Source organism: Pseudomonas sp. SLFW, from assembly GCF_009905615.1.
GTDB classification, from domain to species: Bacteria; Pseudomonadota; Gammaproteobacteria; order Pseudomonadales; family Pseudomonadaceae; genus Aquipseudomonas; species Aquipseudomonas bambusae.
This window is the reverse complement of sequence record NZ_JAAAKW010000008.1, coordinates 231,318-253,449: the sequence shown is the minus strand read 5'-3', so window position 1 is coordinate 253,449 and position 22,132 is coordinate 231,318. Positions and strand designations below refer to the sequence as shown.

At 59.6% G+C, this 22,132-nt stretch carries 23 protein-coding genes and 3 pseudogenes; 11 read left to right on the top strand and 15 right to left on the bottom strand.

The window, feature by feature from the left end; translation table 11 throughout:
- Nucleotides 1-222 precede the first annotated feature (222 nt).
- Nucleotides 223-786, top strand: a complete 564-nt coding sequence (locus tag GVN17_RS16720; RefSeq protein ID WP_166596353.1) for a glycine cleavage system protein R — start codon at nt 223-225, stop codon at nt 784-786.
- 10 nt (nt 787-796) lie between these two features.
- Complete coding sequence (locus GVN17_RS16715; RefSeq protein ID WP_166596352.1) at nt 797-1,270, top strand: peroxiredoxin; 474 nt, start codon at nt 797-799, stop codon at nt 1,268-1,270.
- Nucleotides 1,271-1,468: 198 nt separating this feature from the next.
- Here GVN17_RS16715 and GVN17_RS16710 read toward each other — a convergent pair whose 3' ends face one another.
- On the bottom strand, nt 1,469-2,539 hold the full coding sequence (locus GVN17_RS16710) for an AI-2E family transporter (protein WP_166596351.1): 1,071 nt from the start codon (nt 2,537-2,539) through the stop codon (nt 1,469-1,471).
- Between the two features lie 48 nt (nt 2,540-2,587).
- Nucleotides 2,588-2,839, bottom strand: coding sequence for a sulfurtransferase TusA family protein (locus GVN17_RS16705; protein ID WP_166596350.1), 252 nt, complete (start codon nt 2,837-2,839; stop codon nt 2,588-2,590).
- 146 nt (nt 2,840-2,985) lie between these two features.
- Here GVN17_RS16705 and GVN17_RS16700 point away from each other — a divergent pair, with 146 nt between their 5' ends.
- The gene (locus GVN17_RS16700; RefSeq protein ID WP_166596349.1) at nt 2,986-4,419 is read left to right on the top strand and encodes a M48 family metalloprotease; all 1,434 of its coding nucleotides are present in this window, start codon (nt 2,986-2,988) and stop codon (nt 4,417-4,419) included.
- A gap of 215 nt (nt 4,420-4,634) precedes the next feature.
- Here the strand turns inward: GVN17_RS16700 and nadA are convergent, their stop codons facing one another.
- Both nadA and GVN17_RS16690 read right to left on the bottom strand, forming a co-directional pair.
- Entirely contained in the window at nt 4,635-5,693 is a 1,059-nt protein-coding gene (nadA, locus tag GVN17_RS16695) for a quinolinate synthase NadA (protein ID WP_166596348.1), read from the bottom strand.
- Between the two features lie 258 nt (nt 5,694-5,951).
- Nucleotides 5,952-6,617 carry an O-methyltransferase gene (locus GVN17_RS16690; RefSeq protein ID WP_166596347.1) on the bottom strand — a complete coding sequence of 222 codons (666 nt, stop codon included), beginning with the start codon at nt 6,615-6,617 and terminating at the stop codon, nt 5,952-5,954.
- A gap of 92 nt (nt 6,618-6,709) precedes the next feature.
- On the opposite strand from GVN17_RS16690, the gene GVN17_RS16685 reads away from it, so the two are divergent.
- Nucleotides 6,710-7,336, top strand: a complete 627-nt coding sequence (locus GVN17_RS16685; RefSeq protein ID WP_166596346.1) for a TetR family transcriptional regulator — start codon at nt 6,710-6,712, stop codon at nt 7,334-7,336.
- A gap of 6 nt (nt 7,337-7,342) precedes the next feature.
- Here GVN17_RS16685 and GVN17_RS16680 read toward each other — a convergent pair whose 3' ends face one another.
- The 6 genes from GVN17_RS16680 to GVN17_RS16655 all read right to left on the bottom strand — a co-directional run bounded on the left by GVN17_RS16680 (nt 7,343) and on the right by GVN17_RS16655 (nt 12,479).
- The gene (locus GVN17_RS16680; RefSeq protein WP_166596345.1) at nt 7,343-8,632 is read right to left on the bottom strand and encodes a diguanylate cyclase domain-containing protein; all 1,290 of its coding nucleotides are present in this window, start codon (nt 8,630-8,632) and stop codon (nt 7,343-7,345) included.
- 123 nt (nt 8,633-8,755) lie between these two features.
- Complete coding sequence (locus GVN17_RS16675; protein ID WP_166596344.1) at nt 8,756-9,502, bottom strand: GntR family transcriptional regulator; 747 nt, start codon at nt 9,500-9,502, stop codon at nt 8,756-8,758.
- 141 nt (nt 9,503-9,643) lie between these two features.
- Nucleotides 9,644-10,483, bottom strand: coding sequence for an SDR family oxidoreductase (locus tag GVN17_RS16670; RefSeq protein WP_218576255.1), 840 nt, complete (start codon nt 10,481-10,483; stop codon nt 9,644-9,646).
- A gap of 274 nt (nt 10,484-10,757) precedes the next feature.
- Nucleotides 10,758-11,099 (bottom strand): antibiotic biosynthesis monooxygenase, encoded by a 342-nt coding sequence (locus tag GVN17_RS16665; protein ID WP_166596343.1) that lies wholly within the window; start codon nt 11,097-11,099, stop codon nt 10,758-10,760.
- A gap of 38 nt (nt 11,100-11,137) precedes the next feature.
- Complete coding sequence (locus GVN17_RS16660; protein WP_166596342.1) at nt 11,138-12,112, bottom strand: zinc-dependent alcohol dehydrogenase family protein; 975 nt, start codon at nt 12,110-12,112, stop codon at nt 11,138-11,140.
- A gap of 64 nt (nt 12,113-12,176) precedes the next feature.
- On the bottom strand, nt 12,177-12,479 hold the full coding sequence (locus GVN17_RS16655) for a helix-turn-helix transcriptional regulator (RefSeq protein WP_166596341.1): 303 nt from the start codon (nt 12,477-12,479) through the stop codon (nt 12,177-12,179).
- A gap of 161 nt (nt 12,480-12,640) precedes the next feature.
- Between GVN17_RS16655 and GVN17_RS16650 the strand changes: the two genes are divergently transcribed.
- Nucleotides 12,641-13,492, top strand: coding sequence for a helix-turn-helix domain-containing protein (locus GVN17_RS16650; protein ID WP_166596340.1), 852 nt, complete (start codon nt 12,641-12,643; stop codon nt 13,490-13,492).
- A gap of 89 nt (nt 13,493-13,581) precedes the next feature.
- The gene (locus tag GVN17_RS16645) at nt 13,582-14,130 is read left to right on the top strand and encodes a carboxymuconolactone decarboxylase family protein (protein WP_166596339.1); all 549 of its coding nucleotides are present in this window, start codon (nt 13,582-13,584) and stop codon (nt 14,128-14,130) included.
- Nucleotides 14,131-14,179: 49 nt separating this feature from the next.
- Here the strand turns inward: GVN17_RS16645 and GVN17_RS16640 are convergent, their stop codons facing one another.
- Nucleotides 14,180-14,971 carry an ABC transporter substrate-binding protein gene (locus tag GVN17_RS16640; protein ID WP_256665265.1) on the bottom strand — a complete coding sequence of 264 codons (792 nt, stop codon included), beginning with the start codon at nt 14,969-14,971 and terminating at the stop codon, nt 14,180-14,182.
- Nucleotides 14,972-15,361: 390 nt separating this feature from the next.
- Here GVN17_RS16640 and GVN17_RS16635 point away from each other — a divergent pair, with 390 nt between their 5' ends.
- Nucleotides 15,362-16,576 carry a rhomboid family intramembrane serine protease gene (locus GVN17_RS16635; protein ID WP_166596337.1) on the top strand — a complete coding sequence of 405 codons (1,215 nt, stop codon included), beginning with the start codon at nt 15,362-15,364 and terminating at the stop codon, nt 16,574-16,576.
- Here GVN17_RS16635 and gcvA read toward each other — a convergent pair.
- Nucleotides 16,525-17,472, bottom strand: a complete 948-nt coding sequence (gcvA, locus tag GVN17_RS16630; protein ID WP_166596336.1) for a transcriptional regulator GcvA — start codon at nt 17,470-17,472, stop codon at nt 16,525-16,527. The two genes, GVN17_RS16635 and gcvA, sit on opposite strands and share 52 nt — an antisense overlap.
- A gap of 166 nt (nt 17,473-17,638) precedes the next feature.
- On the opposite strand from gcvA, the gene GVN17_RS16625 reads away from it, so the two are divergent.
- Complete coding sequence (locus GVN17_RS16625; protein WP_166596335.1) at nt 17,639-18,412, top strand: SDR family NAD(P)-dependent oxidoreductase; 774 nt, start codon at nt 17,639-17,641, stop codon at nt 18,410-18,412.
- A 204-nt stretch (nt 18,413-18,616) separates the two neighbouring features.
- Here the strand turns inward: GVN17_RS16625 and GVN17_RS16620 are convergent, their stop codons facing one another.
- Complete coding sequence (locus tag GVN17_RS16620) at nt 18,617-19,051, bottom strand: Rrf2 family transcriptional regulator (protein ID WP_166596334.1); 435 nt, start codon at nt 19,049-19,051, stop codon at nt 18,617-18,619.
- 84 nt (nt 19,052-19,135) lie between these two features.
- Between GVN17_RS16620 and GVN17_RS16615 the strand changes: the two genes are divergently transcribed.
- On the top strand, nt 19,136-19,915 hold the full coding sequence (locus tag GVN17_RS16615) for a class I SAM-dependent methyltransferase (protein WP_166596333.1): 780 nt from the start codon (nt 19,136-19,138) through the stop codon (nt 19,913-19,915).
- 108 nt (nt 19,916-20,023) lie between these two features.
- On the opposite strand, the pseudogene GVN17_RS16610 reads toward GVN17_RS16615, so the two are convergent.
- Nucleotides 20,024-20,244: pseudogene (locus tag GVN17_RS16610) on the bottom strand (SDR family oxidoreductase); the annotation flags it as partial.
- Between the two features lie 35 nt (nt 20,245-20,279).
- Here GVN17_RS16610 and GVN17_RS16605 point away from each other — a divergent pair.
- Nucleotides 20,280-20,777 carry an HIT family protein gene (locus GVN17_RS16605; RefSeq protein ID WP_166596332.1) on the top strand — a complete coding sequence of 166 codons (498 nt, stop codon included), beginning with the start codon at nt 20,280-20,282 and terminating at the stop codon, nt 20,775-20,777.
- A gap of 123 nt (nt 20,778-20,900) precedes the next feature.
- Here GVN17_RS16605 and GVN17_RS16600 read toward each other — a convergent pair.
- Nucleotides 20,901-21,578, bottom strand: a pseudogene (locus tag GVN17_RS16600) (substrate binding domain-containing protein); the annotation flags it as partial.
- Between GVN17_RS16600 and GVN17_RS16595 the strand changes: the two are divergent.
- A pseudogene (locus GVN17_RS16595) lies at nt 21,549-22,064 on the top strand (alkene reductase); the annotation flags it as partial. The pseudogenes GVN17_RS16600 and GVN17_RS16595 sit on opposite strands and share 30 nt — an antisense overlap.
- Nucleotides 22,065-22,132: the final 68 nt, after the last annotated feature.

Sequence of the window (22,132 nt, the reverse complement as noted above, 5' to 3'; positions counted from 1 at the left end):
GCTACCCTTCTGTCTTTGATCGGTACTGGTCATCTGCGCAGCTCGTTCGACTGATCGCTTTCGTCGTTACAAAACCCGCTCCAGCCCCGCTCTTGCTCGACGTGACTGGCTCACGTCGGCCGCGAACGGCAACGGCCCGGGTCGATGTTACGAGCGTTTCGTCCGCCGGACCCGCCGCACAAGCCAAGAATGTACCGACCGCTCATCGCTTAGGAATGCTGCATGTCGTCCATCCCCACAGTTCGCGAACAATTCCTTGTCATCAGTGCCCTTGGCGCCAACCCAATGGAGCTGACCAACGTCCTGTGCCGCGCCAGTCATGAAAACCGTTGCTCGGTGGTCAGCTCGCGCCTCACTCGCCACGGCGAATGCAGTGCCCTGATCCTGCAGGTCTCCGGCAGCTGGGACGCACTGGCCCGCCTTGAGACCGGGCTGCCCAACCTGTCGAAGAAACACGACTTCACCGTCAATGTGGTGCGCAGCGCGACCCTGGAGAGCCGTCCGGAAGCCCTGCCCTACGTGGCTTATGTCAGCTCGGCGTACCGTCCGGACATCATCAATGAGCTGTGCCAGTTCTTCATCGACCACAACGTCGAGCTGGAAAACCTGATCTGCGACACCTACCAGGCGCCGCAGACCGGGGGCACGATGCTCAACGCGACGTTCACCGTGACGCTGCCGGCCGGCACGCAGATCAGCTGGCTGCGCGATCAGTTTCTGGATTTCGCCGATGCCCTCAACCTCGACGCGCTGATCGAACCATGGCGCCCGCAAGCACCGATGTAAGGAAACCCCAATGGCTGTAGAACTGGACACCCCCGTTGCCGACTTTCAGGTTCAGGCCACCAGCGATCAGGCCGTCAGCCTGTCGGCGCTAAAGGGTCAGCAAGTGGTCATTTATTTCTACCCCAAAGACAGCACCCCCGGTTGCACCACCGAGGGCCAGGGCTTTCGTGATCAATACGCCGAATTCAAGGCCGCCAACACCGTTGTCTTCGGTGTGTCCCGCGACAGCCTGAAATCCCACGAGAACTTCAAGGCCAAGCAGGAATTCCCCTTCGAACTGATTTCGGACAAGGACGAATCGCTGTGCCAGCTGTTCGACGTGATCAAGTTGAAGAAGCTATACGGCAAGGAATACCTGGGCGTTGATCGCAGCACATTCCTGATCGACAAGAACGGCGTGCTGCGCAAGGAATGGCGTAGCGTGAAAGTGCCGGGGCATGTGGATGCTGTGCTGGAAGCGGCGCAGGTGTTGAACAAGGGCTGATCAGGGGCGCGTTGTATTGCTGCTTGATAGGTTCATTACTCCTCAGGCATACCGCGACCCGCCTGTAGGAGCGAATTCATTCGCGAGAGGGTATTTCAGGTCACACATCCCTGTCGTCTGAGACATCCTTCGTCGGAATGCCGCCCAGAATGAATTCGCTCCTACAGACTCAGCGTCCCGGCTAACCTCAGGCGCCTGCTACAACAACGGCGCCACCGTCGGTTCATTGCGTGGCCATGCATCCAGCACGGCCTTGAACAGCGTCGCCAGCGGGATCGCGAAGAAAATCCCCCAGAACCCCCACAGCCCGCCAAACAACAGCACTGCGCAGATGATCGCCACTGGGTGCAGGCTCACGGTTTGCGAGAACAGCAACGGCACCAGCACGTTGCCGTCCAGGGTCTGAATGATCCCGTAAACCGCCATCAGATAGATGAACTGATCGCTCCAGCCCCACTGAAACAGCGCAATGAACGCCACCGGCACCGTCACCACGACCGCGCCGACATAGGGCACCACGACGGAAATACCCACCAGCATCGCCAGCAGCGCCGAGTAATTGAGGCCCATCGTGACGAAGGCGATGTAAGTCACCGCGCCACAGATGAAGATCTCGATGACTTTTCCTCGGATGTAATTGGCGATCTGCCGGTTCATTTCCTCGGCGACGCGGGTAATCAACGTACGCTCGCGAGGCAGGTACCCTCGGAACCAGCGACCAATCATCCGACGGTCCTTGAGGAAGAAGAACACCAGAATCGGCACCAGCACCAGGTAGATCATCATGTTGACCAGCAACGGCAAACTGGACAGCGAGAACGTCAGCGCCCATTGACCAAACTTGCCGATTTCGCCACGGGCCGCTTCGATCGCCTGCAAGACTTGCTCATCTGAGACCAGATGCGGATAACGCTCCGGCAGCAGCAACAGCAGCGACTGCCATTTGGCGAGCATGCCCGGCAACTCGTTGAACAGGGTGATCAACTGATGCCAGAGCAACGGCACCAGCACCAGCAGAAACAGCGCCAGCGCGCCCATGAATAACGCGAAAACCAGTCCCACCGCGCCGCCTTCCGGCATGCGCAGGCGTTCGAGTTGCACCACCATGCCTTGCATCAGAAACGCCAGTACCAGCCCTGCCAGTACAGGTGCCAGCATGCCCCCCAGGGTCAGAACAACCGTGAACGCCAGAACCAACAGCACCGCCAGCACAACGGCCTCTTCATCCGAGAAGTAACGCTGCATCCAGTCGCGAAGCACTTTGAACATCGATGAACCTTTGGGGCAAAAGGGGAGTAAGCGAAGGGGTAAAAACGGTCAGGCCTTGCGTAACCAGTACCGATAAACGCCGTCAGCGGCCTCTTCATGCAATAGCGCATGGCCAGACAGCTTGGCGAAGGTACGGAAGTCGCGCTGCGAACCCGCATCGGTGGCGGTCACTTTGAGGACAGCGCCGCTCGCCAGACGGTTGAGTTCCATCTTGGCCTTGAGCAGTGGCAGCGGGCAATTCAGACCACTGGCGTCCAGCTCGGCATCGCTCGTCGCGGGGCGACCTACAGCGTCAGACATCTTTTCTCTCCGGGTAGACACATCAAATCGCACAGAAAATGGCGCTGGCTGAAGAATCTTCTTACAAGTTTGCAAGAATACCCCACTCTGGTCAGCAAGCCATTGAGCCAGCTACAGTAACGCCTTTCTGTCTCAGAGTTTCGTGCATGAATTTTCTGCGCCCCACACTGCTGACGCTCGCATGCCTGCTGGCGACCCCTGCGTTCGCGGACGACCTGCCCTCACTGGGCGACGCCAGCTCATCCATTGTTTCGCCGCAACAGGAGCACGACCTGGGCCGCGCATGGCTGGGGCTGCTTCGCGCGCAAGTGCCTCAATTGTCCGATCCGCAGTTGAAGGATTTCGTCGAGACGTCGGTCTATCGCCTCGCTGAAACCAGTCAGGTGCAGGATCGCCGGCTTGAATTCATCCTGATCAACACTCCCGAAATCAACGCCTTCGCCGCCCCCGGCGGGATCGTCGGCGTCAACGGCGGTCTGTTCCTGCACGCCGAAACCGAGGGCGAATACGCGGCGGTACTCGCGCACGAGCTGGCTCACTTGTCGCAACGCCACTTCGCCCGTGGCGTTCAGGCGCAACAGCGCATGCAGGTGCCGGTAATGGCCGCCATGCTCGCCGGTATCGTCATGGCCGTGGCAGGTGCCGGTGATGCGGGTATCGCTGCCATTGCCGGGACACAGGCTGCGGCGATTCAGGAACAAGCGCGTTTTTCCCGGCAGAACGAGGCCGAGGCGGACCGCATCGGCATCATGAATTTGGAGAAAGCCGGTTACGACCCGCGCAACATGCCGACCATGTTCGAGCGTCTGGCCCGTCAATACCGCTACGATGCCAAGCCGCCGGAGTTCCTGATGAGTCACCCGGTGACCGAATCCCGTATCGCCGACACCCGCAACCGTGCCGAACAGGCCAAACCGGGGGGCAAGGAGGACAGCCTCACTTACCAGCTGATGCGCGCGCGGGTCGTGCTGATTTATGAAGAAACACCGGGCATGGCCGCCAAGCGCTTCCGTGCGCAAATGGCCGAAAACCCGAAAAACGACGCCGCCCGCTACGGCCTCGCGCTGGCGCAAACTAAAGCCGGTCAGTTGAACGAAGCGAGAGACAGCCTCAAGCCGCTGATCGAGAAGGCGCCGGACAACATCACCTACAACCTGGCCTTGATCAACCTGGACATCACCAACAACCGGTTCCCCGACGCGCAGCAGCGGGTGAACCGGATGCTGGACCTGTACCCGGACGATTACCCGCTGAATCAGGCCAAGGTCGATGTGCTGCTCAAACAGTCCAAAGCGCCGGAAGCGCTGAAAGCTCTTGAAACGCTGCTCAAAAGTCGCTCCGACGACCCGGACATCTGGAGTCAGGTGGCTGATGCCCGTGGTCTTTCGGGCAATACCATCGGTTCGCACCAGGCCCGCGCCGAGTATTTCGCGTTGATGGGTGACTTCAAACAAGCCGTTCAGCAACTGGAATTCGCCAAACGTCGGGCGAACAACAACTTCCAGCTGGCCTCAAGGATCGACGCGCGGCAGCAGGAAATCATCGCGCAAGAAAAGGCCGTCAAAGAACTCATGAACTAGGGGGAGCAGCTGCGAGTTTCGAGCTTCAAGCTGCAAGAAAAAGCAGCTGTGAGTTTCGAGCTTCAAGCTGCGAGAGAAAAGCAGCTGTGAGTTCCGAGCTTCGAGCTGCAAGAAAAAGCAGATTCGCTGCGGTCTTGCTTCCGGCGTAGGACTCGAATCTTGCGCTGCTTTCTCTTGCAGCTTGTAGCTTGTAGCTTACAGCTCGTAGCTGCTTCTTACGCGTTGCCTGATAGTTTGAGCCGTGCCGCCTGGGTGAAATCCAGCATCCGCTGCAACGGCCGGACGGCCTGGGGGATGATCGCCGGGTCGACGAAGATTTCGTTAGTGCCCTCACGCAGGCATTGCAGGGTGCGCGCCAGGGTGTTCATCGCCATCCACGGGCAGTGCGCGCAGCTGCGGCAGGCCGCGCCGTTTCCGGCGGTGGGGGCTTCGATGAAGATTTTGTCCGGGCACAGCTGCTGCATCTTGTAGAAAATGCCGCGGTCAGTGGCCACGATGAAGGTCTTGTTCGGCAGGGTCTGTGCAGCCTTGATCAATTGGCTGGTGGAGCCCACCGCGTCGGCCAGGTCGATCACCGATTCCGGCGATTCCGGGTGCACCAGAATGGCCGCGTCCGGGTACAGCGCCTTCATGTCTTCCAGCTGACGCGATTTGAATTCTTCATGGACGATGCACGCACCGTCCCACAGCAGCATGTCAGCACCGGTTTCACGCTGGATGTAGCGCCCCAAGTGTTTGTCCGGTCCCCAGACGATCGTCTCGCCGTTGTCCATCAGGCTCTCGACGATTTCCAGCGCGCAGCTTGAGGTCACGACCCAGTCTGCACGGGCTTTGACCGCCGCCGAGGTGTTGGCATAGACCACGACCGTGCGCTCGGGGTGCTTGTCGCAGAACGCCGTGAATTCATCGACGCCACAGCCCAGGTCCAGCGAGCAGGTCGCTTCGAGGGTCGGCATCAGAATGCGTTTTTCAGGGGTCAGGATTTTCGCGGTTTCGCCCATGAAGCGCACGCCGGCCACCAGCACAGTCTTGGCTGGATGGTTCTTGCCAAAGCGGGCCATTTCCAGCGAGTCGGACACACAACCGCCCGTCTCTTCGGCCAGCGCCTGAATCACCGGGTCGCAGTAATAGTGGGCGACCAGTACCGCGTCCTGGGCCTTGAGCTCGGCGGCGATCAGGCGTCGATACTCGGCTTCCTCTTCCGGGGTCAGGGGTTTGGGCTGTTTGGCGTCTAGATGCGCCTGCACCAGAAGGCGTTCGGAAATCTGTGTCATGTTCGCAGGACCTGAATGCGCGTAAGCGCGAACGTCGAGTTTACACCTGAACAACAGGCAACAAAGGGAGCGGAAAACCCTCACGGTCATGAAGTTTCCAGCCCTGCGCACGCGTCGTGGCGCATGCATCGGTGATATCTCGCCGCGCACTTTCTCAGGCTCGACACCCTCGTCTGGAAGGCCCCGGCAGGAGGTGGCGCAAAGCGGCGGCGAATGTATCACGTAACCTGTTGAGCGTTCACTTACCGACGGCGCGCCTCAGCCCAGGCGCATCGACAGCTCGACCTCATCGGCGAACGGGATCGACAGATAACCCTGCTCCACCGAGCGCACCCGTGCCAGGTAATCCGGGGCGTAATCGGCGTTGTCAGCGATGATCAGCGCGCCGGGACGCAGGCGGCTTTCCACCAGGCTCAGGATTTCCGGGTAGAGCGCCTTGGCGCCGTCGAGCAGCACCAGGTCGATGGAGTCCGGCAGGTCCTGGCCCAACGTTTTCAGGGCGTCGCCTTCGCGGATTTCCACCAGATCGAGCAAACCGCCTGCAACTAGATTGTCCCGCGCCTGGGCGACCTTGGACGATTCAAACTCGCTGGTGATCAACAGACCGCCGCCGTTATCACGCAGGGCCGCCGCCAGGTGCAGGGTCGAAATGCCAAACGAGGTGCCGAATTCGACCACCGTGCGGGCTTTGCAACTGCGCGCCAGCATGTACAGCAAGGCGCCGGTTTCGCGGGACACGGCCAGTGGGAAATCCTTGAGACGGCCATAGAACTCCAGATAATCGGTCTTGCTGCGCATCAGGCGCGAAAGATCTTCCTGGGACAACGTGGACAATTCCGAGCTGTTCATCGGGGATTGCTCGTCAGCCGCCGCGAACAGACGTTCCAAGAGCGGGGCAACAGGGCGAGTGGTCAATGTATTCATGGGATTCTCCGGTGTGAACGATGCGCAAATCACATCGCCGGAATAGAATGCGATCAATCACTCACATTTGATAATCGCATTCCGGAGCCGCCGTGACCGATTCCCGCAAACCCGCGATTTCCCTGCGCAAACAGCCCAAACAGGCCCGCTCTGAAGCGTCGGTATCAATCATTCTTCAGGCCGCTGTTCAGGTTTTGGCCAAAGAAGGCGCGACCCGCTTCACCACCGCCCGGGTGGCTGAGAAGGCCGGGGTGAGCATCGGATCGCTTTATCAGTACTTTCCGAACAAGGCCGCGATTCTGTTCCGCCTGCAAAGTGACGAGTGGAAGCAAACCACCGACATGCTCAGCCGCCTGCTGGAGGACAGCACCACGCCGCCTTTGCAGCGATTGCGAAACCTTGTCCACGCATTCCTCCGCTCGGAATGCGAAGAGGCCGACATGCGTGTGGCCCTCGATGACGCCGCCCCGCTCTATCGTCACGCCCCGGAAGCCCGCGAGACCCGGCAAAAAGGTGAGCAGGCGATTGTCCGATTCATGCAAGAGGTGTTGCCAGACGCGGATGACGCCCATCGACAACGCGTCGGGGAACTGATCACCGCCACGATGAGCAAAGTGGGCAAGGCGTTTTCGCAAACGCCGAGAACCGAGGTGGAAATCGAGGATTACGCGACGGCCATGTCCGACATGTTTTGCGCGTATCTGGAACGGTCGGGCTGACACTCTCTATGCGTCGGGGGCGAATCGGAGTTGCCCCTTGCCGCGCCGCTTGGCGTCGTACATCGCCGAGTCCGCCGCGCGCATCAGGTCTTCAATGGTGCTTCCGCTCTCCGGCAGGCAGGCGATGCCGATGCTGGCCCCCAGGCGGAAACGGGTCTGGTCGGCAGACACTTGGGTGATGAGTTTTTCGGCCACCGCCGCCGCGTCCTCGGGGCCATTCACACCTTCGATGATGACCGTGAACTCGTCACCGCCGATCCTCGCCAGTCGGTCGTAGGGGCGCAGGCAGCCTTGCAGTTGCTGGCTGACCCAACGCAGCGCGTCATCCCCCCGGTCGTGGCCAAATTGATCGTTGATCTGCTTGAAGCCATCGAGGTCCAGGTACAGCAACGCGCTCATCTTGCCGGTCCGTTGATTGCGGGAAATGGCAGCCTGCAACGCTTGCACGAACCCACGGCGATTGAGCAATCCCGTGAGTGCATCGGTGATGGTCATGACTTCGAGTTGGTGGTGAAGCTCGCGCACTGCCGACATGTCCAGCGCCAGCAGGGTCATTGCGTCCTGCCCTTGAGACAGGGGCGAACAGGACAGCGCGACCGGGATGCTTTGCCCTTCGCGATTGCGCAAATTCGCGTCGTGCAGCCGAAGCCTTTCGCCGCGCTGGAAATGGTCGAGCCACACCGAGGTCTGCCAGTCTTCGTCGTGGGGTGTTTCGATCCAGTCGAGCAAGGGCGTGCCTCGCAGTTCGTCATCCTGACACCCCAGCATGTGGGTGATCGCCGGATTGGCGAACTGGATGAGGCCGTCGCTGCCCACCACCATGATGCCCTCGGCGGTGTTGTCGAGAATCGAGGCATTGAACGCCCGCTCCCGCTCCAGTTGCCGACTGGTTTGCAGCAATCCTCGACGATAGCGGTCGTGCTCCAGCAACACCCGCGCCTTGTGCACCAGCATCGTCGGCTGCACCGGTTTGGTCATGAAATCGACCGCACCGGCCGAATAGCCCTGATCGAGCACCTCGTCGGTCTGGCGCATCCCGGAGATGAAAATGATGGGGGTGAAGCGGGTGCTGGGGTCTTCACGCATTCGGCGGGCAACTTCGAAGCCACTCATCCCCGGCATTTGCACGTCCATCAGCACCAGGCCGATCTTGCCGGACACCATGCACGCCAGCGCCTTGGCCCCGGAATCGACGCACCGAACGGTTCTGTCGAGCTCTTCAAGCAGCTCCTGCATTTCTTCCAGATTTTCCTCCTGGTCGTCGACCACCAGGATTTCCAGCGCCTCGTCCTGCATCTGCTCACCACCTCCCTGTCACCCAACGTGTGCTGGCCAAATCACTGCTTGGCTAGCATAGCTGGGAGAAACGGGGCAGGCGTCTGTTTCGTACGTTATCTGATGATCGTCGACAGGCGACGGTTACCGATCGATCCGCAACCGATACTGGAAAGCGTCACCCCGGTAATAAAGGTATTCGAAATCCAGCGGCTGTCCTTCAGCGGTATGGGTCAGCCGTTCGATGCGCATGATCGGCGCTTTAGTCTTGAGACCCAGCGCAGCGGCCATGTGCGCAGTGGCTTCAATGGCGTCGATGGCCAGGTCCGCATGGCCGAGGGAAATGTCGAGGTCGTTTTCCAGAATGAGGAAGATGTCCCGAGTCGCAAGGTCGGCCGATCCCAGTCGGCGCCCGACCGTCTCGGGCAGGTAAGTGATTTCCAGCGAGACGGGCTCACGATTGACCAATCGCACCCGTTGGATCTCCAGCACCGTGTCGCCCTCGCTCAACTGCAGTCGCTGGGCCACTGTTGCATCGGCGGGCACGTAGTCGAAGCCGCACAACCGGTTCACGACTTCGTAGCCCGAATCCGCCAGCGCCTCGGCCAGCCCTTTGAGGGACGTGACGTTCTGAAACGCCTTGGGCTTGGAGACGAAGGTGCCCTTGCCGTGGATTTTGAAGATCAGCCCTTCCATCTGCAGATCGCCCAACGCCTGCCGCACCGTGATGCGACTGACGCCAAACGTGGCACCCAGTTCGCTTTCCGATCCCATGCGGCTGCCCGGCTGAAAAGTGCCGTCCAATATGCGCGAGCGAAGGTATTCCTTCAGCTGCGTGTAGAGCGGCACGGGCGAGTCGTGGGTCAGTTTTGCGGTCGAGTCGAGGGTCATAGAGGTCTGGCTTAGAGGCGATAACGCGCGGCGGCCAGGTTCGTCGGACAGGGTGTCGGACGAACAGGCGTCAATACAAGCTGCGCTAGCCTACCCCAGCCGGGCAGGCTTTTTCATCCTTGACGCATCTGTCAGCCACATTCAGATCGGCATACCCGGCTTGATATCGAAAGCCTTTTGAACCAGCTCGGAACGTTGTCCCAGCCCGTCGGTGCTCTTGCGTGTCCATGCAGAATCGAGCTGCTTACGCTGCTGATCAATGATTTCCTTGGGTTCCACGTTCCGGTAGCTGACGATCTCACCGGTGATCACACCGATCGTGGTTGCATACACTGGCTCGGGGTCGTATTGCTCGTGGGGGAACGCGAGCTTGCTGTAATCGAAGAGGCGCTGCGAAGGGTCATCCTGCCAGTTTTTCCAAGTCTCAAACATTCGGTCATTGAAGCCCGTCAGGAACGGACCGGGATTGACCGTCGCGACCTCGATTCCGAACTCTTTCAGCTCTTGGCTCATGGCCTCGGCAATCGCTTCGACCGCGTGTTTGGAAGAGGCATAGGCGCCAGCGAACGGATCGGTGGTCAGTCCTGCGACCGAGGACATGAACACGATCTTGCCGCGCTTCTTGGCCACCATTTTTTTTACGATCATCTGCGTGAGCATCAAGGGGCCGATGACGTTGACTTCATACTGACGGCGCAGGTTTTCCGCCGGGATGTCCACCGTGGCGCCGCCTTCCGAAATACCCGCATTGTTCAGCAGTACATCGACGTCCCACTCGGCGGCGTTGCGGCGATCCCCTTCATGGGTGACGTCCAGTTTTTCAATTCGAAGCTGCACGCCTCTGCGCTTGGCCTCCTGTTCCAGCGCATGCACCTGCGCCACGATTTCCACACCGGCGATGACGGACAGCCCTTTGGCAGCCAGCCTCAGGGCCACTTCATAGCCAAATCCGGTGCCTGCGCCTGTTACGAGAATGGTCATAACGATTTCCTGTCGTGAGCGTGAGAGAACCGGAGCATCGGCGCCGCAATCAGCAGAATGGAAGCGATGTGCAGCCTTCGAATACTCGTGTTCTCAATGGGTTTGGAGCGGGTCCAAAATAACGCTTGCCAGACAGATGACCGTGAAAGGGCTGAATGGATTCACTGAATATGCGCTTGAGGGATGAATGGACGCGGGGAAAAGCTGATCAGAACAGCAGACAGCAAGGGACGTCACTCACTCGCCCCTTGCTGCCTCAGACACCCGGATCGCCCTAGTTGGCTACGCGGACGGCTCCGTTCGAACCAGCCTGTTCGCCTTCAAAAAAAGCGGTGCCCTCGATGTGGTAGACCGTCGGCTCTTCCGAGAAATACGCCTCCAGTCCCTGCATGAACAGCCGGTGATCTTCACTTTCCTCGAAACCCGGTGTGTGGTCCTGAAGTGATCGCCAACGCACGATCAGGTTGAATCGCTCCGGGGTTTCGATGCCTGGCGCGAGCAGGTGACCTTCATAACCCTGTGCGCGGGTGAGCAAGGGCGTGACCTCAGCAAATGCACGTTTGAACAGCTCCGTACGCTCTTTATGAACAGGTAGCAACGCGATCTCGTAAATCATGATGGGCCTCGACAATGACGTGAACGTTTACAAGCGGGTTACGGGATAAGCGATGGCTCGACGGCGATCGCGATTTTTCCGAGAACGCCGTTGTTGGGCGTCTCCAGCCGGGCATGGGCGAGGGAAATGTCGGCGAGCGAATAGACGGCACCGACATGCGGCCGCAATTGCCCCCGCTCGACCAACGCGCTCAGTTCATCGAGCTTGCCGCGATTCTGTCGTGTGAACACGAAGTGATAACTGGCGTTTTTGCCCCAGGCCTGAATGACGTTTTGGGGTTGAGAGATGTCCACAATCGAGACCACGCGGCCGAGCTGCGCCAGCACATCGGGGCTGCGCGACAAAGTGTTGCCGCCGATGGTGTCGAACACGACATCCACGCCGCGACCTTCCGTTTCGCGCAGGATGGCGTCGACGTAATCTTCCCGTTCGTAGTCGATGACCACATCGGCGCCGACACTGCGGGCGAACTCAGCGTTGGTCTCGCGCACGGTCGTGAACACCTTCGCCCCCACGGCTTTGGCCAGTTGGATTGCCACATGACCGACGCCTCCCGCACCGCCATGGATCAGGATGCTTTCTCCCACTCTGAGCGCGGCACGCACGACCAGCGCTTCCCACGCCGTGCCGCCCACCAGGCTCAGACTGGCCGCTTCGAGGTGACTGAGCGAGGCAGGTTTCTTGCCGATGATGCTTTCGGCAGCGACGTGGTATTCGGCGTAGCTCCCCGGCCCGTCGAAGATTTGTGGGGTGTACCAGACCTCGTCTCCTGGCGCGAAGGCGGTCACACCCGGCCCGACAGCTTCGACGACGCCCGAGACATCGTGTCCGGTGATGGCGGGCCGTGGCACCAGGTCGGCGTAGTCGCCACGGCGGACCTGATAATCCAGCGGATTAATGGACGTCGCGTGTACCCGAACCAGGACCTGTCCCGCGTTCGGCACAGGCGTGGGCACGTCGCAGAGTTGGAATGAATCGGGTCCGCCAAAGGCGTTAAGGACCATCGCTTTCATGGTAATTCCTCATATCTATAAAAAGGGATATCGAGATATCTCGATATATTGGGGTAAAAAAAACCTACAAGTCTTTCCCTATGATCTCGGCCAGCGCGCTGATGGTTGCTTCATTCCGTTTGTAATACGTCCACTGACCGATGCGCCGGACTTCGACCAGGCCCACCCGTTGCAGCGTGGCGAGATAACCGGACACGGTCGATTGCGAGAGCCCGATACCCTCTTGAATGCTGCTGACACAAACGCCCACCGTGTGAACGTCCCCTTCATCCTGCGGAGGGAAGTTCTTCTCGGGGTCCTTCAAACCTTTCAGGATTTGAAGACGCGTCGTGTTCGAGAGGGCTTTGAATATTTCGATCAGTTCCATGCCGCGAGAATATCGAGATTTATCGATATGTCAATACGTTTCGAAGTCAGCGAGCTGAATCGCGGGAGATTGGGCTCGGACAATTACACCCCATGTCATTGTGGCCACCCGCCCCGCTTCGCTACAGTCCTCTCCCCATCACCTGCGCCACAGGTCACGCCATGCCCGCCACCCGCCTCGCTCAAAACGTGTCGAAAGAATTGGGCAGTCTGTTGCGCTATTGGCGGGGGGTGCGCGGCGTGAGCCAGTTGGACCTGTCGCTGGACGCCGGTATTTCGCAACGGCAGATCAGCTTCATCGAAAGCGGGCGCAGCGTGCCCGGCCGGCAGACGCTGCTGGACCTGGCGCAATCCCTTGAAGTGCCTTTGCGTGAACGCAATCTGCTGTTGCTGTCGTCAGGTTACGCGCCGATGTATTCGGAAGCGGGCTGGAGTGCTCAGGAGATGGCGCGGGTCAGCGCGGCGGCGAGTCGCGTGCTGCTGCAACACGAACCTTTCCCGGCGCTGATCATGGACCGCTACTGGAACGTGTTGCAGGTCCGCCCTTCGACGCTGCACTTTTTCAACCGCTTCATCGACATGCAGGCGCGCACCGGACCACGCAACATGCTGCACTTGATCTTCGACCCGAAGGGCCTGCGGCCGCACATTGCGGATTGGGACAATGTGGCGCGCAGCCTGATTCAGCGGGTCCGCCGCGAGTCGCTGGGTCAAGTGATCGACCCTCAGACCCGGCAGTTGCTGGACGCTCTGTTCGGCTATCCCGACGTACGTGCCGAGTGGCTATCCCAAGGCTTCTCGGGAAGCGAATCCGGCTTGCCCGTGGTGCCACTGGGGTTCATTCATGGAGGCGCAGTGCTCAACTACTTTTCGATGGTGAGCACGGTTGGAACCCCGTTGACAGTGGCCTCTCAGGAGCTGCGCATCGAGTGCCTGTTTCCGGCCGACGACGCCACTGAAGGCCTGCATATGCAGCTCATGAAAATCATGACCAATGAAGACGCGTTGTCATGACCTGACAAGTAATTGTTGGCCCTGAGCCCCGTCCCTAAGCTGGCCATGTTGTTTTCCAAACCACTGGCTCGACCTCACAGGACACGCTCATGACGCACTTTCCCGTTTACACCCTCGACACAGCACCCGAACTTTCCCGCCCCGCTTTGAACGGCCTGGCTCAGGCCTTTGGCCGGGTGCCCAACATTGCAGGCGCCATGGCCGGCTCCAGCCAATTGATCAATGGATTGGTAGGCGTCTTCGGGCAGGTGCACGGGGGCAGTTTCACCGAAGCGGAAATCCAGGTGCTGCTCCTGACCAATGCCGTGACCAACGCGTCCGCATGGGCGGTGGCGTTTCATTCGTGTCTGGCGCTCAAGGAAGGTTTGTCGGACACCGATGTGCAAGCCATTCGTCAGCGCCGGTTGCCACAGGACGCCCGACACGCCGCACTCTCGCGCCTCGCGCGGGCGCTGATCGAAAACCGTGGGCATCTCGATGACGCAGCGAAAAAGGCCTTCATGTCGGCAGGCTTCAATGCATCGCTGTTGCTCGAAGTCATTCTGGTGGTAGCCGCCTCGACGATGACCAACTACACCGCCAGCGTCGCTCAACTGGCGCTGGACGAGTTCCTCGAACCCTTCGCCTGGAGCGCGTGAGACACGCCCGACAACCGATCGCCTCGACCCTCCCGGTCGAGGCCATCGCTCACGGCTTCACGCTCTCACGTTGCTGCGCATTCCACAGTTCCAGATTCGATGTGACGAGGTCTTGCGGGAGGGAACTGGCGACCATTTTCTGCATTTCCTCCTTGATCCTGTTTCGTAAGGGTTGGGGCAGGCACTGGGAGTTGGGTGACAGCGCCAAGTACAACCCTTCCCGGCTGATCGGCGGCTCAAGGGCTTCTACGGCATCTTTGACCCCCAGTTTTTTTGCCAAGGCCCAGCCGGGAAACTGTTCGAAAATCACGAAGTCGTTGCGTTTGAGGATGAGCTTCTGGAACGCCTGATTCGCCGTCGGCACTGCTTCAAGGGACAGGTGGGCCTTCGCGTAATCGTCGAACGCCTGTCCGTAGCTGTTGTTGACCAGGGTTCCACCATTGCGCCCGATCAGATCCGCCCATTCGCGGTAGGGGAACCCGTCGTTGCGCCGGACCCAAATCATGCTGGACGTATACAGAAACGGAGGGTCGACGAAATTCAACGTCCGCGCCCGTTCGGTGGTGAGGAAATACCCGGCCAACATGTCAATGCGGCCCGACCTCACCTCTTCCTGCGCCCGTGACCAGGGGCCTCCGTACAGGACGTCGATGCGCATGCCCAGTTGCGTGCCCAAATGCTGGATCAGGTCGGCGTTGGCGCCAATGAGTCGATGAGGGTTCGCTGGATCGCGCCACAGGTAAGGCGGGTATTCGGCATTGCCGGTGGCGGTCAGGTGATCACAGGCGTCCTCGCTGAACGCCACACTGGGAATCAGCAGCAAGGCGGCTGTGACACACATGAACCCGCAGATACGACGCCCTATCATCCTGAACCTCTAGAGGGAAAACCCGAAGACACGCGGTGTGCCGCTGCCGTATGACGCTCTCGAAAAATGTGCCCCCATCGCACTTGCAACTCACGTGCCGCCGCTTTCCAGCGACGGACGTTTCGGGAGGACCTTCGCCTGTCATGGCGGGGGTCCGGACAATCCGTCTGGGAGCTTAGCTCACAAGCGAATCCAAAGCATGAAGCCTTCCTTTGTCGAGAGAAAGGCCACCACGGCACCATCAAGAAATTGTGTGGCTGGTCGATCCATTGATACGCCCAGGAAGGAGCCTTAGGCACCCGTAACGACAAACGTCCGTTACCGGAACGCTTCTTCCATCCCGTGAACTCAAGGACACTCTCGATGGAACGAACAGAGCCGATCACGGCCCCTCTCGATCAGGCCGCAAACGCTGCATACAATGGACACAGTTTCTCCACAAGCACCACCAAGGTCCGGTTTGCTGTCCAGCCCAAGCGCGGAAAGCGCGGTGTCACCCGGTTATCGACACAAACCAATGGTCGACTCGACTTCACCTTTGATGCGGTTGAACTGAGCAAATCGAAACGCAGGCTGTTCCGGCGTCCGGTCGAGACGAAATGGACCTTCGCCCGCAGCCAGATCTTTGATGCCAGGATCACAGGCGTTGAAGTGTTCTTCGATGTACACACCCCGGAAGGCATTCAGCAGGTGATCGTCATTCCCGCCAAGCGTGGTTTGGCGCGCACGATCTTCGAGCAATTGCCGACCCGGATGACGCCTGCCCGAGCCGAGGAACAGGCCGCACTGGACCAACACGCCGAGCGAATCAAAACACTGACTCCGATCACTTGGGTCACTTACGCATTGATCGCGATCAACCTGCTGGTGTACCTGGCGATGTGTGCCGGCGGCGTGGGCGTGATGGCGGAAAATGTCGCCCTGACGGTGGGGTGGGGCACCAATTATGGTCCTCAGACGCTGTCCGGCGAATGGTGGCGCCTGCTCTCGTCGGTTTTCGTCCACTTCGGCCTGTTTCACTTCGCGTTCAACATGGTGTCGCTGTACCTGATGGGTCGATTGGCTGAGCGTCTGTACGGCAGCGCACGCTTTCTGGCGCTTTATCTGTTCGCCGGGCTGACGGGAAGTCTGGTTAGCGTCTTGTGGCACCCCATCAACAACAGCGCGGGCGCCTCGGGCGCGATCTTTGGGGTGTTCGGCGCGCTATTGGTGTTTCTGCTCAAATATCGCCGCGAACTACCCACCTCGATTGCCGTGCAACAACGTACCTCGATCCTGGTGCTGATCGGCTACAACCTGTTCTCCGGCTTCACTCATCATGGCATCGACAACGGCGCGCACCTCGGTGGATTGGCCGGTGGCATGCTGATCGGGTTCACGCTGGCGAGATCCCTCAACGAACCTGCCCGCTCGAAAACAGCCTTGCGCAGCCTCATTGTTTCAGGCGTTCTGGCGTTGACGGTGTTGGGCGCATCGCTGTACGTGTTGACGGAGATTCGTGAGGCGATCGGCGTGGAGCTTGCGCGTCAGAAGCAGTCAGCGACACCGACACCCGGATTGCCCGCACCTGACGCCTGAGCCAACAGCCAGTCGCGGAACGCCTTGATTTTTGCCAGTTCCGCCACTTCGGGGCGATGGACGATGTAGTAGGCGAACGCCAACGGGCGAGGGGTTTCGCCGAAGGGACGGACCAGGCGTCCCGCCGTCAGGTCATCGCGCAACATCACACTGCGCCCGAGCGCCAACCCTTGGCCGTCGATGGCCGCTTGAAGGACTGCTGCCGAGTTGTTGATGCGCAGGCCGTGCTCGGCATTCACGTTCGGGTAGCCCGCAGCGTCGAGCCAGGTCCGCCACGTTGGATAAGTGGGATCACCTGCCATCGACAGGTCATGGATCAACGTGGCATCGGCCAGCATTTTCGCCGATAACCGACCTCGTTTGAGCAGCGGATACGTGGGCGCACAGACCGGATACATTTCTTCATCCATCAACTTGATCGCCGTCAGCCCCGGCCAATGACCCGTGCCGTAGCGCACGCCGATGTCCGTGCCTTCGGCGATGAAATCCACGGGCCTGAGATTTGTGTCCAGCAGGACATCGGTCTGCGGATGCGAGCGCTGAAAATCCTCGATGCGCGGCAGCAGCCATTTGGCAGCAAACGCCGGGCTGACGGTCACCGTCAATCCGGTGTTGAGCGAGCCTTCCTGCAAGCGCGCCAACCCCATCCGCAAACGCTCGAATCCTTCACGAATGTCCGGTAACGCTTCGCGGGCGACATCGGTCGGGACCAGCCGCGCACTGCCGCTGGACGCTCGGTTGAAGAGCGACACACCGAGCCACGACTCCAGAGAACGCACCTGTTGGCCCACGGCCGCCGACGTGACGTGCAGTTCCGCTGCCGCCGCAGAAAAGCTCTGATGCCGGGCAGCGGCTTCCAACGCTCTCAGGGCGTTGAGGTAGATGGGTGTACTCATGAGTTAAAGATTTTCTTTAATGATCGAAAACGAATTCTGATTTGTGAGGCCTGCGGCCGAGGCAAAGAATAGCAGCCAGGACGCCGCGATCCCTAGTGACCGACGGACGATAACCCGTCCGATCACTGACGCGGCTTTCACTCCCTCACCATCAGGAACGCTCATCATGAAAAGATTTACTTCCAAGATTGCCATCGTCACCGGCGGTGGTTCGGGCATCGGTAAAGAAGTCGCACAGCGGCTGGTCGCCGAAGGTGCAAGCGTGGTCATCACCGGGCGTGACGCTGCCAAGCTGGAAAAGGCCGCCACCCAGATCGACCCTACCGGCCAGCGCATCCGCACGCTCGCCGCCGACATCGCCAACCCCTCCACTGCCAAGGCCCTCGTGGCGCTGGCCAGCTCAGAGTTCGGCGGCGTGGACATCCTGATCAACAACGCTGGTGTGTTTAATCCGAAACCGTTTCTGGAGCTGGATGAGCACGAGTATGACGGCTTCGTCGACATCATCCTCAAAGGCAAATTCTTCATGGCTCAGGCGGCCGCAAAGGCCATGCAACAACGCGGCGGTGGCGTCATCGTCCAGACCGGCTCGCTGTGGGCATTGCAAGCCATTGGCGCCACACCGTCAGCGGCCTACTCGGCAGCTAACGCAGGCGTGCACGCCCTGACGCGTAACCTCGCGATCGAGCTGGCGGCCTTCAACATCCGCATAAACACCGTGGCCCCCGCCGTAGTGGAAACGCCGGTCTACAACACGTTCATGGACGACGATCAGGTCAAGGCCGTACTGCCGACCTTCAACGCCTTCCACCCGCTGGGCCGCAATGGTCAACCGGCGGACGTTGCCGAGGCGATCCTGTTCATGGCGTCCGAGCGGGCGTCATGGATCACCGGGACAGTGCTGCCTGTTGATGGTGGTGTGACAGCTGGGCGTATTTGAAGGGAGGCCCAGTGCCGGAGAGGTGTTGACCGCCAAAACTGAAAACGCCCCATGCCCAACGGTGAATCTGGCGATGCGTTGGCGCACATCATCGGGGCATGGGGGGACTGGCTGTGAGCTGCCCCCTGCGTCCGTCATTCGAAAGCGAATCAGTCTCGATAGGCGGCAGCGCGTGTCGAACAGGTCAGGCGATGACGGAACAGGCTACTCAATCTCAGCAGCACGACGCGCATCGAACAAACGATTGAGTTCACCCAGGCTAACGCTGCGAAACCGTTCCACCAGCACCGACTCCGCTTCCCGCAATGCTTCATCAACCGCAAGGTTGACCACCTGTTCGATCATGCAATCGGGGTTGGAACGCTCATTGCCGATGGCGAACAGCGAGGGCTCTCCCACCGCGTTATAAATGTCCAACAGCGTGACCTGCTCAAGATCACAGGTGATCACCCAGCCCCCACCATGCCCCTTCTCCGAATGAACGTAACCCGCGTCACGCAGGCCAGACATTGTTCTGCGAACCACCACCGGGTTCGTTCCAAGCATCTCGGCAATCCGGTCTGACGTGACGGGCCCGTTGTGCCGCGCCATGTGCACCAGGATATGTAGCATTCGCGAAAGGCGGCTGTCGTTGCGCATCGTGTGCTCCTTCGTTTCCGATACTTGGCAGAAAGCCTCGACTCATGATACTTGTAAAGTTACATGAATTTCGAGGACCGCGCGATGCGTGAATTTGAGAATCCCGATCACTGGGACGTTGCTGCAAAGCATTATCAGAAAACGGCGCACCCCTTCACTGCGCATTTCGCAGAAGCGGCGCTCGCACGGATTTCGCTGACGCCGGAAAGCCGCGTGCTGGATGTCGCCACGGGCACCGGAGCACTCGCCTTGGCAGCCGCACGAACCGGCGCACAGGTACTGGCCACGGACTTTTCCCCCGCCATGGTGGCGTGTGTGAAAAGCGCCGGGCTGGCCAATGTAGAGGGCCGAGTCATGGACGGTCAGTCCCTCGATTTGCCCGATGCCAGCTTCGACGCGACGTTCTCGATCTTTGGTGTAATCATGTTCCCCGACTGGCGCAAAGGCCTGGCCGAAATGCAACGCGTCACCGCCATCGGCGGATATGGCATCGTCGCCACGTGGCAAGAAAGAGGGGCTGCGACGTTTCTGTTGTTGGGAAATGTCAGGCGAACACTTTTCCCGGATCGCCAAGGCATGGCGATGCCCGAGGCCGTAAAAGCGCTGAGCGATCCACTGGATTTCGCCCGCGAATTGATCGCCGCCGGGTTTCGGGACCCTGTCATCGAAAGCGTGACCCATCCCTATCAGCTGGACGTGAAGTCGCTCGACAACCCCGACACACTGTTTGGAATGTCGCCCGACTGGACGAGCCTGACCGATACAGAGAAGGCCGCAGTGATTGCGCACGTCAGGGAAATGGCGGGCGATGATCCTGTCCTGCTCATTCCCTCCACCGCATTGATCGCGGTGGCGCAGCGCTGACGATCAGAAAGGGTTGAATGATGGGACGAGAATCGAGGGCAATTGACCTTTCGGTTGGCTACGCCCGACGGGCTTCCAATCGGGAAGCAACCCGTCGAGCGTAGCGAGTCAAAGTTGGGCTAGACCACCGTCTACAGCCACATCGCTGGCGGTCATGAAACTGCTGTCCGAGGAGGCGAAGGAAGGCCGCTGCGGCGCCAGTCTCTGCAGGATCGGCGCGGCAGCGGCGTCATTGACGCGTAGGTTTTCTGTCCGTCTTCCTTCAGCGCGGCCTTGGCGAGTTCGGTGGCCGTCGCGCCGGGCGACAGCACGTTGACCCGGATGCGAGTGATACCCTACATCGGTCATTTTCCAAGGACGTCATATGGACATACCGTCCCGCTTCATCATTTATGAGTCACGCCACTGGGTTGTGAACCATCGCATGGACAGCGCATTGCCCGGCTATGTGATGCTCAGCGCGAAGCAGATGACCAACTCGCTGGCCGCACTTTCGGCGCAAGCGTTGGCAGAGCTGGGCCCGCTCCAGGCAAAAATCCAGCATGCCATCGAGACCCTGCTGCACCCACGTCGCCTGTACATCAGCCGTTATGGTCATGAGACGGGATACTCCATCCATTTTCACTTCATCCCTATTTACGCCTGGATCGAAACGCTGTTTTGGCAAGATAAAAGGTACAGATCGCTTCAGGCGTTTGGATCGTGCGATAACGCGACGCCTCAAACAGACGGTGCGGAGCTGACACTCTTTGTCTGGCGCGAGTTTTGTGAACGTCCTGATCCGCCAGCGGTGCAGGGTCCGTCTGTTGACGAGACCATCAGTGTGCTGCGCGAGGTATTAGCAGATTCAGGGCTTTGCTGAGCATTTAGCGGTAGTTTCGCTGCCTCGGGTTGATGGGGAACGTAACGAGTGCGGTTTTGATAGTGATGTCTGCTTTCGGCCAACAGCGGACACTCGTTCAATCAGCATGCACGAATCACCAAACTAATTAGCCTCCAATTTTTCGCGCACAAGCTCGATAAATCGCTGGGTCTTGGCAGGGCGTAACCGCGTTTCAGTGAGGGCGTACACGGAGATTGGTGAGGCCTGCCACTGAGGCAAGATACGGCGCAATTTGCCCTCAGCGACATCTTGTGCGGCAATCCCCTCCGGCAGCAGCGTGATCCCCAAATTCAATGACGCCAGACGCCTCAGCATCCCGACGCTGTTGAGTTCAAAACGTCCGCCTACATCGACCTGCTCGGTTGCGCCTTTCCCCGAAAGGATCCAGCGATCTGATCCATGGCCTCGTAGCCGCAGGCATTCATGATGGGGTAGATCCGAAAGCGACTGCGGTTCCCCCGACATTTCCAGATATCGGGGAGATGCATATAGAAACCGTTGCAGGCTGGCCAGCTTGCGCGCTATCAAGTTTGAGTTGGCAGGCTCCCCCATGCAGATCACGACATCCACAGGCTCGCTGATCAGATCGACCTGGCGCGGGGTGAGGTCGAAATCAAATCTGATGCAAGGGTAAAGCTGAGCGAAATCTGCAATCAGTGGCGCTAGGTAGACATTGGCGAAATCAACGGGCAATGACGCCCTCAATAGACCACTAAGCCTAGCCAGCATTTCCCCCAGAGGAACAGCGCAATGGATTCTCTTTTTTCTGAAGTCAAAGTAGGCCGTTACACCCTCTCCAACCGCATGATCATGGCCCCGATGACCCGCTCGCGCTCTGACGATGCTGGCGTGCCATCCGATCTGGTCACCGCTTACTACTTCCAACGCGCATCGGCTGGTCTGATCGTCAGCGAAGGTGTCTTCCCGATTGCCATGGGTAAGGGCTACGTTCGCACTCTTGGGATCGAGACCGCAGATCAGGTAGCAGCCTGGAAGAAAGTCACCAACGCCGTTCACGCTCGCGGCGGTCGTATCTTCATGCAATTGATGCATTGCGGACGTGTGTCTCACCCGTCACTGCTGCCGAACGGCGCACAACCCCAGGCCCCTTCGGCGATCAAAGCGACAGGTCAAACCTACACGGCAACGGGTCTGCAAAACTTCGTCACCCCGCACGCGCTCATTGTTACCGAGATTGCCGACGTAGTCGCAGGCTATCGTCAGGCTGCACGTCTTGCGATTGAAGCAGGTTTCGATGGCGTGAAGGCGAGCACCCGCGCGACCCGGTTGATGTCCTCGGGATTCGCCGGCGGACGACGCCGCCAACGTCAGGT